15 protein-coding genes are annotated in these 13,340 nt (G+C 64.0%); 6 read left to right on the top strand and 9 right to left on the bottom strand.

All coding sequences use genetic code 11. The features are described 5' to 3' along the window. Nucleotides 1-10: 10 nt before the first annotated feature. The 4 genes from ABIC16_RS00435 to ABIC16_RS00420 all read right to left on the bottom strand — a co-directional run bounded on the left by ABIC16_RS00435 (nucleotide 11) and on the right by ABIC16_RS00420 (nucleotide 3,806). Nucleotides 11-1,285, bottom strand: coding sequence for a sensor histidine kinase (locus ABIC16_RS00435; RefSeq protein ID WP_354289648.1), 1,275 nt, complete (start codon nucleotides 1,283-1,285; stop codon nucleotides 11-13). Between the two features lie 282 nt (nucleotides 1,286-1,567). After that, nucleotides 1,568-2,131 (bottom strand): 30S ribosomal protein S9, encoded by a 564-nt coding sequence (gene rpsI, locus ABIC16_RS00430; RefSeq protein ID WP_354289647.1) that lies wholly within the window; start codon nucleotides 2,129-2,131, stop codon nucleotides 1,568-1,570. Then, nucleotides 2,131-2,610: a 50S ribosomal protein L13 gene (rplM, locus tag ABIC16_RS00425; RefSeq protein ID WP_010162051.1), complete on the bottom strand. Its 480-nt coding sequence runs from the start codon at nucleotides 2,608-2,610 to the stop codon at nucleotides 2,131-2,133. Before rplM ends, rpsI begins: the two co-directional genes overlap by 1 nt. A gap of 158 nt (nucleotides 2,611-2,768) precedes the next feature. Then, nucleotides 2,769-3,806: a COX15/CtaA family protein gene (locus tag ABIC16_RS00420; protein WP_354289646.1), complete on the bottom strand. Its 1,038-nt coding sequence runs from the start codon at nucleotides 3,804-3,806 to the stop codon at nucleotides 2,769-2,771. 118 nt (nucleotides 3,807-3,924) lie between these two features. Here ABIC16_RS00420 and ABIC16_RS00415 point away from each other — a divergent pair, with 118 nt between their 5' ends. The 5 genes from ABIC16_RS00415 to ABIC16_RS00395 all read left to right on the top strand — a co-directional run bounded on the left by ABIC16_RS00415 (nucleotide 3,925) and on the right by ABIC16_RS00395 (nucleotide 9,066). Further along, nucleotides 3,925-4,317, top strand: a complete 393-nt coding sequence (locus tag ABIC16_RS00415) for a MerC domain-containing protein (RefSeq protein ID WP_277970979.1) — start codon at nucleotides 3,925-3,927, stop codon at nucleotides 4,315-4,317. A gap of 52 nt (nucleotides 4,318-4,369) precedes the next feature. Next, on the top strand, nucleotides 4,370-4,846 hold the full coding sequence (locus ABIC16_RS00410) for a Fur family transcriptional regulator (protein WP_354289645.1): 477 nt from the start codon (nucleotides 4,370-4,372) through the stop codon (nucleotides 4,844-4,846). 107 nt (nucleotides 4,847-4,953) lie between these two features. Further along, the gene (gene dxs, locus ABIC16_RS00405; RefSeq protein WP_277970950.1) at nucleotides 4,954-6,879 is read left to right on the top strand and encodes a 1-deoxy-D-xylulose-5-phosphate synthase; all 1,926 of its coding nucleotides are present in this window, start codon (nucleotides 4,954-4,956) and stop codon (nucleotides 6,877-6,879) included. Between the two features lie 196 nt (nucleotides 6,880-7,075). Then, nucleotides 7,076-7,771 carry a DUF6629 family protein gene (locus ABIC16_RS00400; RefSeq protein WP_354289644.1) on the top strand — a complete coding sequence of 232 codons (696 nt, stop codon included), beginning with the start codon at nucleotides 7,076-7,078 and terminating at the stop codon, nucleotides 7,769-7,771. Nucleotides 7,772-8,298: 527 nt separating this feature from the next. Further along, nucleotides 8,299-9,066: a glycosyltransferase gene (locus tag ABIC16_RS00395; RefSeq protein WP_354289643.1), complete on the top strand. Its 768-nt coding sequence runs from the start codon at nucleotides 8,299-8,301 to the stop codon at nucleotides 9,064-9,066. Between the two features lie 96 nt (nucleotides 9,067-9,162). Here the strand turns inward: ABIC16_RS00395 and ABIC16_RS00390 are convergent, their stop codons facing one another. The 4 genes from ABIC16_RS00390 to ABIC16_RS00375 all read right to left on the bottom strand — a co-directional run bounded on the left by ABIC16_RS00390 (nucleotide 9,163) and on the right by ABIC16_RS00375 (nucleotide 11,975). Continuing rightward, nucleotides 9,163-9,384, bottom strand: a complete 222-nt coding sequence (locus tag ABIC16_RS00390; RefSeq protein WP_354289642.1) for a DUF2442 domain-containing protein — start codon at nucleotides 9,382-9,384, stop codon at nucleotides 9,163-9,165. Between the two features lie 158 nt (nucleotides 9,385-9,542). Beyond that, a complete protein-coding gene (locus tag ABIC16_RS00385; protein ID WP_354289641.1) occupies nucleotides 9,543-10,607 on the bottom strand; it encodes a ribonucleotide-diphosphate reductase subunit beta in 1,065 nt (354 codons plus the stop codon). Between the two features lie 55 nt (nucleotides 10,608-10,662). Continuing rightward, complete coding sequence (locus tag ABIC16_RS00380) at nucleotides 10,663-11,778, bottom strand: acyltransferase family protein (protein WP_354289640.1); 1,116 nt, start codon at nucleotides 11,776-11,778, stop codon at nucleotides 10,663-10,665. Then, nucleotides 11,775-11,975, bottom strand: a complete 201-nt coding sequence (locus ABIC16_RS00375; RefSeq protein ID WP_277968900.1) for a hypothetical protein — start codon at nucleotides 11,973-11,975, stop codon at nucleotides 11,775-11,777. The genes ABIC16_RS00380 and ABIC16_RS00375 overlap by 4 nt, the downstream gene beginning before the upstream one ends. Nucleotides 11,976-12,049: 74 nt before the next feature. Here ABIC16_RS00375 and ABIC16_RS00370 point away from each other — a divergent pair, with 74 nt between their 5' ends. Next, nucleotides 12,050-12,310 carry a DUF2171 domain-containing protein gene (locus ABIC16_RS00370; protein ID WP_354289639.1) on the top strand — a complete coding sequence of 87 codons (261 nt, stop codon included), beginning with the start codon at nucleotides 12,050-12,052 and terminating at the stop codon, nucleotides 12,308-12,310. Nucleotides 12,311-12,363: 53 nt separating this feature from the next. On the opposite strand, the gene ABIC16_RS00365 is transcribed toward ABIC16_RS00370, so the two are convergent. After that, nucleotides 12,364-13,065 carry a class I SAM-dependent methyltransferase gene (locus ABIC16_RS00365; protein WP_354289638.1) on the bottom strand — a complete coding sequence of 234 codons (702 nt, stop codon included), beginning with the start codon at nucleotides 13,063-13,065 and terminating at the stop codon, nucleotides 12,364-12,366. Nucleotides 13,066-13,340 lie beyond the last annotated feature (275 nt).

Here is a 13,340-nt window from a genome sequence, read left to right as displayed (position 1 = left end):
ATGGCTGCCCTCAGTCCTTCCGCACCTCAGCCGGGAAGGTGACGATGAAATGTGCGCCGCCGTCCGATTTCGCATCCACGCTGCCATTCAGGCTGCGCGCCAGTGTGCGGATCAATTGCAGGCCGAGGCTGGTCGATGACCCCTTCCCCAGATCGAATGTCGGGGGGAGCCCCGCGCCGTAATCACGAACCGTCAGGCACACCGAATCGCCCTTAACGGTCGCCGAGACCGAGACCTTGCCGCCGTCCGCGCCATACGCATGCTTTGCCGCATTGGTGACGAGTTCGGTGATCAGCAGCCCGACCGCCACCGCCTGATCCGCGTCGATCGAAATTGCGTCGGACGTGCAATCGAGCGTCAGGCTCGGCAATTGTCCCGCCAGACTCGTGCAGAGATCGTCGAGCAATGCGAGCATCTCGACCCGACCGGTGCCCTGCCGCCACAATTGGTCGTGCGTCCGCGCGATCGCGATGACGTGGCCCGACGCTTCGTTGAGCGCGCTCGACACTTCCGGCAGCGGGTTGCTGCGCGATTGCAGGTGAAGGATGCTCGACAGCATCGTCAGGCTGTTCTTGACGCGATGGCTCGCCTCCTGGACGAGCACCTTCTGGAAATCGAGCGCCTCGGCCAGGCGGCGTTCGCCGTCCTGCCGCTCCATCGCGACGCCGAGCAAATTCGCGAATCCCTGGAGGAACGCGATGTCCGCCGCTTCGAACTGGCCCGCGCTCGGGCTGTCGACCTCGAGCACGCCCCATGCGCCGGTCGTGGTCGAGATCAGCACGTTGATCGCCCGCCGCACACCGTGCTCGACCATGATCTGCGGGGTGCGGAAGCGATCCTCGCCCTCCAGATGGTTAGAGATGACCGGAGTCCCGTTCTGGAAGGCGAAGCCCGCGGGCGATTTGTTGTCCGCCGCAAGGCTCGCATTGCCGATCACGCCGGCCTTCCAGCCGACACCGGCGCGGAACAGCAGGTCGCGCGGTTCGGGGCGATATTCGAGAATTTTGCACAGACCGGTCCGCATGCCGTCCGCAGCCATCTCGGCAGCCTTGGCGAGCAGGGCATCATTGTCGCGACACTGCAAGGCGAACAGTCCGAAGTCGGACAGGATCGCCTGTTGCTGCAGCCGATACCCGAGCAACGATCCGGCGCCGACCTGCTCGATCGCTTCGGCGAAGGAGGTCGGTTCGTTGGACGTGCCCTGCGCTGCCTCGACGACGTCGTCGGAGGCGCCGGCCATCAGGGCGGTCTGCGTCGTTGCGGGCGGGGTGGGGTCGTCAGTCACTGGTCGTGTCCTGTGGTGAGGGAATGGCACCAATCCTCACCGTTCGTTTCGAGCCTAGTCTAGAAACCAGCGTCGTGCTGGAATTCTTGACGAGGCTCGAAACGAACGGCTGGCATGGCGGCCGTTCACCTTGGGTATTTTCCGGCTTTCGACCGGACAGTGGAGCGCTTCAAGCACCCGCGCTCATCAATAGGAATGATCGTGTACGCGCGATTGCACCAAACGCCAAAAGGGCGGCCCGTTGCCGGACCGCCCCTTCGTAAGCACCGAGGTTCGGGAAGCTTAGCGCTTCGAGAACTGGAAGCTACGACGTGCCTTCGCACGGCCATACTTCTTACGCTCGACGGTACGGCTATCGCGCGTCAGGAAGCCTGCCGCCTTGACGGGCGCGCGCAGGATCGGCTCGAACTTGGTCAATGCCTGGCTGATGCCATGCTTGACCGCGCCGGCCTGACCCGAAAGGCCACCACCCTTGACGGTGCAGACGACGTCATATGCACCCTCGCGCTCGGTCACGCCGAACACCTGGTTGATGACGAGACGCAGCGTCGGACGTGCGAAATACACTTCCTGGTCACGACCGTTGATCGTGATCTTGCCCGAGCCAGGCTTGATCCAGACGCGTGCAACTGCGTCCTTACGACGACCGGTGGCATAGGCGCGGCCGTACTGGTCGAGGATCTGCTCACGGAGCGGCATCGTCGGAGCGGCTGGCTCCTCGATCTTGCCGGCCATGTAATCCTCGGCCTTGGCGTCGGACTGGGTTGCTGCAGCCGGAGCGGCAGCAGGTGCGGGGGTGTTGGTCAGAGCGGCGAGATCAGCCAGCGACTGGCGGTTGTCGGACATTATGCGCCCACCTTGTTCTTGCGGTTCATGCTGGCGATGTCGAGAACCTCGGGGTTCTGCGCCTCATGCGGATGCTCCGTGCCGGCGAAGACGCGCAGGTTGCGCATCTGCTGACGGCCGAGCGGGCCGCGCGGAATCATCCGCTCGATGGCCTTTTCGATCACGCGCTCGGGGAAACGCCCTTCGAGCACCTTGCCCGCGGTGATTCCCTTGATGCCGCCGGCATAACCGGTGTGCTTGTAATAGACCTTGTCCTTGAGCTTGTTGCCCGTGAACCGAACCTTGTCCGCGTTGATGATGATGACATTGTCACCGCAATCGACGTGGGGGGTGAAGCTCGGCTTGTGCTTGCCGCGCAGGATGTTCGCGATGATCGACGCCATACGGCCAACGACCAGACCATCGGCATCGACGATGATCCATTTCTTCTCCACCTCATACGGCAATGCCGGCTTGGTGGTCTTCATCAGCGCCTTCATGGGGCTTGTGACCTTACATAGCTAAAATGACGGATGCCGCCCCGGGGGACGGCATCGTTGGTGCCGCTAATGCTGGGACTGCGCCAGAAAGTCAAGGTTTCGGCGGGTCTCCCGACAGGTATCGGGATACCGGCAGCGATGACGTTGGGGCGATGACGTCAGATCGTGCGCCGCCCGACGGCATGCGCCGCTGCGACCGTCGCGATCAGCAGCAGGGCAGCATTCGCCTGATGCGCCACTGCGACGACGATCTCGACGCCGCTGAGCAGCGTGGCGATGCCGAGCAGGATCTGCGCCGCAACGAGCGCGATCGCGATTGTCCCGGTTTTCGGCGCGCCCGCGCGGATCGCGCGCCAACCGAGCGCGACGATTCCGGCAGCGGCGGCAAAGGCGAGCCAGCGATGGATGAACTGCACGACGATCGGATTGTCGATCACGTTGCGCCACATCGGATCGGTCATCGGCGTCGCGGCGGGGAAGATTTCGTCCCCCATCAGCGGCCAGCTGGAGAAGGCATAGCCCGCGTCGAGCCCCGCAGTGAACGCACCGAAAAGGATCTGCGCAAACAACAGGATCAGCGCCGCCGCGGCAAAGGCGCGCATCCGGGCTGCGCGCGCAAGTCGAGTCGCGGCGAGATCGCGCAGGTCTAGCGCGGTCCACACCGTGCCGCCGAGCAACGTCAGCGCGGTGACGAGGTGGATCGCGAGGCGGATATGGCTGACGTCGGTGCGCTTGGTCAGGCCCGAGGACACCATCCACCAGCCGATCGCGCCCTGCAGCACGATCAGTGCGACGAGCGCGCCGAGCCGCGGCGCATAGCCGCGCGGCAGGCGTCCGCGCGCCCAGAAATAGAGGAACGGCAGGAGGTAGACGAGGCCTACCACGCGCCCGAGCAGCCGGTGGACATATTCCCAGAAGAAGATCGCCTGGAACCCGGCCATCGTCATCCCGCGGTTGAGCTGCTGATATTCCGGGATCCGTTTGTAATTGGCGAACTCCGCATCCCATTGCGCAGCGGTGATCGGTGGGACGATCCCGCTGATCGGTTTCCACTGCGTGATCGACAGGCCCGATTCGGTCAGCCGGGTGATCCCACCGATCACCACCATCGTCACGACCAGAGCGGCAGCGAAGAACAGCCAGAGCGACAGGGTGCGGGGGCGGACCCGCGATGGAAGCGAGGATGCTTGGAGCATGGCGGCACCCTACGCCGCAACGCGCCACGCGTCGATTGTCGATTGCGCGTGTCCGGTTGCAAAAGACCCGTGATGATATGTTGTAACTTGGCGCCGGCTATGCCACATGGGCCGCCGTATGACGGCGCTCGCCTCCTCTCCCGCCCTTCGGTGGATCGAACAGCGATTCGACAATATGGCGATCGGGCTGTCCGGGCTGTGCGTGGTGCATTGTATTGCGAGTTCGGTCTTTCTTGCGATCGCCGCATCGGCGGGCGGACTGCTGCTGAACCCGCTGTTCCACGAGATCGGGCTGACGATCGCGATCGGCTTTGGCGTGCTCGCGCTCGGGCGTGGGATCTTCCTGCACGGCTATATGATGCCCGCGGTCGTCGGTGCGGCCGGGCTGGGGATGATGGCGGGGGCGATCTCGCTGCCGCATGACGGCAACGGGATGGAAACCGTGTGGACGCTGATCGGCGTGGCGACGCTGGCGCTCGGCCACGATCTCAACCGTCGCGCGGCCTATTGAGCGTACCGTGCCGGACGTTGCGGCGCGGGCGGGGAGGGACTATCTCTTGGCGATGGCCATGCACCGACATTACGAACCGCAGGACGCCGATCTGGCGCTCGCGGCCCAGGCGACCCTAGAGCGATCGGGCGAGCAGTGGACCGCGATGCGCGCCAACATCTTCCGCGCGCTCGCTGGGTTCGACAAGCCCGCATCGGCCTATGACATTGCCGAGGCTGTCTCGAAGACCGAGGGGCGCCGGGTCGCCGCGAACAGTGTGTACCGGATCCTCGACCTGTTCGTGACCGCGAATCTGGCGCGGCGGGTGGAAAGTTCGAACGCCTACATCGCCAATGCGCATCCCGATTGCCTGCACGACTGTATCTTCCTGGTGTGCGACGCCTGCGGGCAGATCGTCCATCTGGACGACGACCGGCTGACCAAGGGCGTGCGCTCCGCCGCGGTCGCCGCCGGTTTCGCGCCGGAGCGCCCGGTGATCGAAGTCCGCGGCAAATGCGCGGCGTGCGCGGCGAGTGCCAAGGCGGCGTGATCTCCGGCCGCGGTCGTCTGGCCCGGCTTCGTCAAGAAAATGTCGTATCGTAACAGAAGCAACTTGCAGCAATCGACAGCGTGACACAGCGGCGCTAAACAGGCCTGATGGTTGACGCTCTCAAGACGCCGTTACTCGATACGGTCAATGTTCCCGCAGATCTGCGGACCCTCCCTGCGACCGAGCTGCGCGCGCTTGCCGACGAGCTGCGGCAGGAGACGATTGCCGCTGTCGGTGTGACCGGGGGGCACCTCGGTTCGGGGCTCGGCGTGGTCGAGCTGACCGTCGCGATTCACTACGTGTTCGATACGCCGCGCGACCGGCTGGTGTGGGACGTTGGTCACCAATGCTATCCGCACAAGATCCTGACCGGACGGCGCGACCGGATCCGCACGCTGCGGATGGGCGGCGGGCTGTCGGGCTTCACCAAGCGGTCCGAGAGCGAATATGACCCGTTCGGCGCGGCGCACAGCTCGACCTCGATCTCGGCGTCGCTCGGCTTCGCGATCGCCAACAAGATCGCGGACAAGCCCGGCAAGGCGATCGCGGTGATCGGCGACGGCGCGATGTCCGCGGGCATGGCGTATGAAGCGATGAACAATGCGGCGCAGGCGGGCAACCGGCTGGTCGTGATCCTCAACGACAATGACATGTCGATCGCGCCGCCGGTCGGCGGGCTGTCGGCCTATCTCTCGCGAATCGTGTCGAGCCGGGAATTCCTTGGCTTCCGCGAACTCGCCAAGAAGCTTGCCAAGAAGCTGCCGCGCCCATTCGCCTCTGGGCTGAGCAAGGCCGACGAATTCGCACGCGGGCTCGCGATGGGCGGCACGCTGTTCGAGGAACTCGGCTTCTATTATGTCGGGCCGATCGACGGGCATAACCTCGAGCAGCTGATCCCAGTGCTCGAGAACGTCCGCGATGCCGAAGAGGGCCCGATTCTCGTCCATGTCGTGACCAAGAAAGGCAAGGGCTATGCCCCGGCCGAGGCCGCGGCGGACAAGTACCACGGCGTCCAGAAGTTCGACGTGATCTCGGGCGTCCAGACCAAGGCACCCCCGGGGCCGCCGCAGTACCAGAACGTGTTCGGTGCGCAGCTCCTCAAGGAAGCCGCCAGCGACCCGACGATCTGCGCGATCACCGCGGCGATGCCGTCGGGGACCGGGCTCGATGGGTTCTCCAAGACCTATCCCGACCGCTTCTTCGACGTCGGCATCGCCGAGCAGCATGCCGTCACCTTCGCCGCGGGCCTCGCCGCGCAGGGGATGCGGCCGTTCTGCGCGATCTATTCGACCTTCCTCCAGCGCGCCTACGATCAGGTCGTCCACGACGTCTGCATCCAGAACCTGCCGGTCCGTTTCGCGATCGACCGCGCCGGACTGGTCGGTGCCGACGGCGCAACGCATGCCGGGTCGTTCGACGTGACCTATCTCGCGACGCTCCCCAACATGGTGGTGATGGCGCCGTCGGACGAAGCCGAGCTGGTCCACATGACGCACACGGCGGCTTTGCACGACAGTGGGCCGATCGCGGTGCGCTATCCGCGTGGCAACGGCACCGGTGTCGCGATGCCCGAGGTTGCCGAGCGGCTCGAGATCGGCAAAGGGCGGATCGTCCGCCAGGGGCACAAGGTCGCGATCATGGCCCTGGGGACGCGTCTCGGCGAGGCTTTGAAGGCGGCGGATGCGCTTGAGGCGAAGGGGTTGTCGACCACGGTCGCCGATCTGCGCTTTGCCAAGCCGCTCGACGAGGAGTTGATCCGCAAGCTGCTGACCAGCCACGAAGTCGCGGTGACGATCGAGGAATCCGCAATTGGCGGGCTTGGCGCGCATGTGCTGACCTTCGCGAGCGACACCGGGTTGATCGACGCGGGGCTCAAGCTGCGCACGCTGCGGTTGCCCGATACGTTCCAGGACCAGGACAAGCCCGAGGCGCAATATGCCGAGGCGGGGCTGGATGCGGATGCGATCGTCGAGACGGTGCTCAAGGCGCTGCGGCACAATTCGGGTGGCGTGGTCGAAGGCGCGCGGGCCTGACATTTTCCTTAAGCCCCTCCCCCTCGGGGGAGGGGTTGGGGGTGGGGAAGTGCCTCGTAGAGAGGTTGGCTTTGCTGGACTGCCCCACCCCAACCCCTCCCCTGAAGGGGAGGGGCTTTGAAACGTTCCGGCTCTTCCCACCCGCCCCAAATCCCCCCACACAGACCCCGGCGGCTCCGCGCCCGAGGGACCGACGATGTGCTTCTCCGCCACCGCCAGCTTTACCGCTTCCGCCGTGCTCGCCACGATCGGCGTCGCCACGCTGCGGCACGTGCGCGAACCGCGCGCGCTCCTGTTCGCCAGCGTGCCGCTGCTGTTCGCGTTCCACCAGTTTTCGGAAGGGCTGGTGTGGCTGTCGCTGGAGGGGCGGCTCGGGCGCTATGCGGTCGATCACAGCGTGTTCCTGTTCACGTTTTATGCGATCGGGATCCTGCCGCTGCTGATGCCGACCGCGGTCGCGCTGGTGGAGCCACGAGGGTGGCGGCGCCGCGTGATCGTCGGGTTGACCGGCGTCGGCGCATTGGTGTTCGTATGGGACATGGCGGGGCTGGTGATCGCACCGACTTGCGCCGTCATCGACCAGCATTCGATCGCCTATAGCAACCCGGTGACGAGCCGGCTGTGGGTGTCGCTGCTGTATATCCTGGCAACGTGCGGCGCGCTGCTGCTGTCGACCCACCGCGTGGTGCGGGGATATGGCGTGCTCAACGTGATCGGGCTGACGGTGGTACATCTGGTGAAGGGCTATGCCTTCGCCTCGGTGTGGTGCTTTTACGCCGCGGTGCTGAGCGTGGTGCTGTATCGGCAGTTCCATCGGCAGGACATCCATGTCGCAGCGCCGAATGGGGCCGGCGCGCCCGGGCGGCCGTTCGTCCTGTCCTGGCTGCGGTAAACTTGGGCGGGGGGATACGATCCAGCGATTGATTGCAGGATCGCTTTGTAAGTCTTTATAATACAATGTCTCTGAGTGATATTGTACGTAACCCTACAGTGACTGGGATGAGTCACTGTGTTGTTTCTTGCAAATGCAAACTATGCTATCAAGATTGAGTAAGTAAGCCTCCAGTATCCTGGTATAAAAAGGAGATCTGAATCTCCTGCAGGAGAGGTTGGAATCGGATCGGTCATCGTCACGGAATCCCGTGACTTGGCCGGATTGATTAGACCAGCTGCCTGGGGGGGTGTTGAATGAAGCCGCTTGTCGTCGTGAACGTATCCGAATTGAATTCGGTTGATGACCCCTTCATCGACTTGTCGGCCCTGGAGGATCGTACGGTTCTGTGGCGACGGTTCTCGGGGCTTCCGCGTAATATGCTGGAACACAAGATCCAGCGTCCGCGGATCTCCCGATATCGCGCGGCTTTCGAGGCCGTATATGCCGCACGAGGTTCTGCCGCGATTATCTCGCACATGCCGCGCATGACCAATGCAGTCGCCGCGCACGGCGGGAAGAAACTGCCGCCGCATCTGGCCTTCGCGTTCAATTTCACCGACCTGCCCGCACAGGCGGAGCGGAGCAAGATGGCGGAGCGCTTCGCGCGGGTCGATCAATTCTGCGTCTATACGCAGTTCGAAGCGGATATGTATGCGAGCGCCTTCGGGATCGATCGCGCGCGCTTTCAGCCCGTGACCTGGACACAGGACCGGCCGGTGCTCGCCGCCGATGCGGTCTTGCCGGAGCGTCCCTATGTGGTCGCGATCGGCGGGGAAGGGCGTGATTTCAGGACGCTCGTCACGACGGCACGCGCCTTGCCAGAGGTCACCTTCCTCGTCATCGCCCGCCCCCATCCCGCGCTGGTCGATGTCCCGTCCAACATGACCGTGCGCTACAACGTGCCGCTCTCGGAATGCTGGGCGCTGGCGGCGGGGGCGGAGATGCTGCTGGTGCCGCTGCTCGGGCCGGAAACCTGCTGCGGGCATATCACGATCGTCAGCGCCCGCCTGCTTGGCCTGCCGATCATCACGAGCGTGTCGCGCGGAACCGCGGAATATACGGAGGATTTCGCGGGGACCGTGCTTGTTCCCGCCGGGGACACGGAGCGGCTCCAGGAAGCGATCCTGGCGATCCACGAGGATCCTGACGCGGCGCGGGCGCTGGCTTCGGTCGATGCGGTTCGCGCCGGTGGGGAATACAGCCGGGCGCAGTGGACGCGCTATGTTTCGGACTTTCTGGAGCGTGTGGCGTGAGGGGGCTGCTGGGGCGAGCGCGGCGCTGAAGGGGGGCATGTCTTCGCCCCGGTTTGCGGCCTTAATGCAATGAAACTTGCCGCAACGGGCAGCGTGTCATTTGGGAGCGTCAAGCAGCCCAGTTTTTGGGAACATTGCCCGGTCGCCCCTGCCGGCGAGCAGGCCGGCGATGGCAATGTCTTCGTCGAGCGTTTTCCAATGGAGGCCGTGCTGGCTGATCTGGACCGTGCCGAGATCGGCCGGGCTGGCACCGAACAGCTGCGGAAACCAGGCGAGCGGCATGCCGAGCGTGCGGCCGTCATCGAGCTCGACCCACATCTAATCTGCGTCGAAGCCGACTTCGGTCCCCTTCGGGGAAATAGTCATGCCATGCGCTTGCTACCTCGGCGCAGCGATCGGCAGCGATGCGGCTGAGCATCGCTAGCGTCCGCCTGGAGGCGGGGATTAGCTTGCGCTAATCCCGCGCCCGGCGCGACTTACTCCGCCGCAACTCCAGCCCGCGAGAACATGTCCCCCGCGTCCGAGTCCTCGTTCGCGAACACCATGCCCGATGGGCCGGCCTTGGCCTTCTGGCGCTTGTCGAACCCGTCCCACACCTCGTTCCAGTTGCCGCGCGTCGCTGCCTTCGAATATTCCGTCGCGCGCTGTTCGAAGAAGTTGGCGTGCTCGACGCCGTTGAGCATCGGCGCGAGCCAGGGGAGGGGGTGTTCGTCAATCATGTAGATCGGCTTCATCCCAAGCTGCCCCAGCCGCCAGTCGGCGATGTAGCGGATGTACTTCTTGATTTCCTTGGGCGTCATGCCGTTGACCGGGCCCATTTCGAACGCGAGGTCGATGAAATTGTCCTCGAGCCGGACGGTGTGCTGGCACATGTCGGCAATGTCGTCGCGCACCGATTTGGTCAGGCAGTTCCGCTCCGCGCAGAAGGCGTGGAACAGCTTGATGATGCCCTCGCAGTGGAGCGATTCGTCGCGGATCGACCAGGTGACGATCTGCCCCATGCCCTTCATCTTGTTGAAGCGCGGGAAGTTCATCAGCATCGCGAACGACGCGAACAGCTGCAGCCCCTCGGTGAAGCCGCCGAACATCGCGAGCGTCTTGGCGATGTCCTCGTCCGAATCGACGCCGAACGTCTGCAGGTAATCGTGCTTGTCCTTCATCTCGCTATATTCGAGGAAGGCGCCATACTCGCTCTCGGGCATGCCGATCGTGTCGAGCAGATGGCTGTAGGCGGCGATATGCACCGTCTCCATGTTGCTGAACGCGGCCAGCATCATCTTGATCTCGGTCGGCTTGAAGATGCGGCCGTATTTCTCGTGATAGCAATCCTGCACCTCGACGTCCGCCTGGGTGAAGAAGCGGAAGATCTGCGTCAGCAAGTTGCGCTCATGGTCGCTGAGCTTCTGCGCCCAGTCGCGGCAATCCTCGCCCAACGGCACTTCCTCGGGCATCCAGTGGATCTGCTGCTGGCGCTTCCAGAAATCGAACGCCCAGGGGTATTCGAACGGCTTATACTGCTTGCGGGCTTCGGTGAGGGACATGGGGGCTACTCCGGAACGCTGTATTTGAAAGGAAAAACGGCACGGGACAGCGGCATCAGCCGCCCGCCCGGTGAATGAGAAATCCGCCGGTCAAGCCAATTGCGAGCAAGGCATAGGCGGTTGCGCCCAGCCATTGGCCGCGCTGGCGCGTGTACCAACGGTTGCGATACGTCATCACTTGCCGGTCGATCAGGAACCAGGCGGCGATCGCGATCGGGATGGACGCAAGATAGTCCAAGGCTTGCAGGACGCCAATAGGCGGGGTGCCGACTCGATGCGCAATCGCGTTGACCACGTAACCTCCCATCCAATGATTGAGGTAGAGCGGATAGGAAATCGCGCCGACGAACACGCCGAGTGGTTGGCGTTTCCCCGGAACCGCGGCTGCTAGAACGACTGCCACCGCCAACAGTGCGCGCACCTGCTGTAGCGGGAAATACGCTGCGACGGCCACGAGAACGGCGGCCACGACCGCAGCGATCAGCGGACCGCGATAGGTTGCGTTCCACGCCACGCCAGCCGCGTTCGTACCATAATCGCGATTGGCCACCGCCGCGAGGACACCCAGCGCGATCGGCGCGAACACCGATTGCAGCGCGAGCAGCACCGCGGCAACGATCACCCACGTCCAAAGCTGCTTGCCCCATTTCCACACGAGCATCAGCAGTGGTGCGAACAGGTAAAATTGCTCTTCGACCGAGATGCTCCAGAAGTGATTTCCGGTGCCCTTGAGCGGCATCTCCCCCAGCGCGCGCGGGAAGACCGTCCAAGTGATATGGGTGAACGTCGTATCGTAGAACAGATACTTAAACCAGTTGACGTCGACCCCGTGGCCAATCACCGCAGTCGTGTAGAGCAGGATCAGCGTCGCGAAATACGGGCACCAGATCCTGGTCGCGCGGTTGTAGAAGAAGCGCGGAAGCTCTGCCCATTCGGTCTGGAGCAGAATGCCGCCGATCAGCCATCCGCTGAGCGCAAGAAAAACGCCGACCGCGAGACTCCCGTCGATCGGCGCCGGAAACCGGATGCCGGCATGGACGAGCACGACGATCGACGCGAGGATGAAACGCAACCAGTCGAATACAGGATAGGCTGCGATCTTGCGGTGTTCGGGATTGGCGGCAGTGGCCGCAAGCCCTGGCGTTTGCGGCTGAATAAGCGTGTCGGTCAAGGGGTTACACTCCAGCGCAGCATGGCAGTCGCCGACATCAGTAGCACTACGCCCAAGGACATCGCCATAATTCCCATCATTCGAAACGCGTAAACGCGGGCCTCGCTCGCTGGCCGCAGCAGAGCAAGGAGAAGCCCCGCGCCAATGAGTGTGAACAGCGCCGCAACCGCGAACATGATGCCGATCGACAGGGTCACTGCAGCACCCGCCGTGCATCGATTCCCGCAGGCATGCGTTGGAGACCCGCAATCACACCACAGGAGCTACCATCATGGTCGACGCATCGCAGATTCAAGAACATGCCGAAGTCATCGGCGCAGACGGCGTCCATGTCGGCACGGTCGACCGTGTCGAGGGCGGCCGGATCAAGCTGACCAAGAAGGACTCGGGTGCGCAGGTCAAGGAAGGCACGACCAGCCACGAAGGGCATCACCATTACATCTCGCTTGGCCTGGTCGCGGACATCGAGGACGGCAAGGTCCGTCTCAGCGCGAATGCCGACGTCGCGGTGACGTTCGAAGAAGAAAAGTAATCCGGCATCCGGAGCGCCCTGCGCGCCGTGACCGATACAGGAGAGGGCGTCGCTCATGCGGCGCCCTCTTTTTTGCGAAGGACCACGGTGAGGTTGGGGCCGAGCGGCGCGCGAAAGCCGTACAACCGGCACAACAGTGCCTCGAACCCACGACGTAGCAGGCTGCGTGCTTTCCAGGCGAGGCCGCGATCGGGGATCGCGCTGCTGTCGGCACGGACGATGTCTAGGACTGTGCCGTGGACGAATTGCGTCATGATGGACGCCGACAGCGTCGAGACATGCGTATAATCCCCCGCCTGGTACAGCCCGGACAAAAGGCCTTGCCCATTGGGAAAGCGGACCACGCAAAGCCCGCCTGGGCGAAGCAACGCGCCGATCTGATCGAGCATCGTGCGGATCGCGTCGAACGAGAGATGTTCGAACACGTCGAACGCCGCGATCACGCCGAAGCGCGCGCGATGTGTCGCTACTGACTGCGCAAGGTCGACCGGCAGGACCTCAACGCCACGGTTCGCGGCGGAGGCCTGGCCCTGCTCCGACAATTCTGTTCCGCACAGCAAGGCGCCCTGCGCCTTCGCCCAGGCAAGGAAGCTGCCGTTGCCGAACCCGATTTCGAGGACGTGCTCGCCGGTCACCGGAACGCCGCGCATCTCGAGGTCGAAATACGCGCGGTCCGTCTGGTCGAGGGTCATGAACTGATCCTCGCTCCAGCCTTTCCAGGCCTCATAGCCATCATAAGCGGTCGTAGCGGACATGGTGGGCCCCCTCGGTCTCGCCGGCACGAGGGCCGTCGTGAACGGACCGGGCAACGGGCGTATGGTTGGTGTCGTGCCGACAACAGGATACGCGCGTCGTTGCAGACCCGACCGCGAGGGGCCGGTACAGTGCAAAAGTAGAGCCGCCGTACGGGACGCGTCGCGCGCACCGCAAGCGGAAGATCGGTATGTCCATCGCGGCCCAACCGATCGTTGTCGACGCGTAACGGATCGCGCGAGATCGCGCCACCCGTCTTGCATCGTGAGGATCTGAA

The organism is Sphingomonas sp. PvP055 (assembly GCF_040546365.1).
Classification (GTDB): domain Bacteria; phylum Pseudomonadota; class Alphaproteobacteria; order Sphingomonadales; family Sphingomonadaceae; genus Sphingomonas; species Sphingomonas echinoides_A.
Note: the sequence above shows the minus strand (reverse complement) of the source record. Positions and strands in the feature narration are given on the sequence as shown.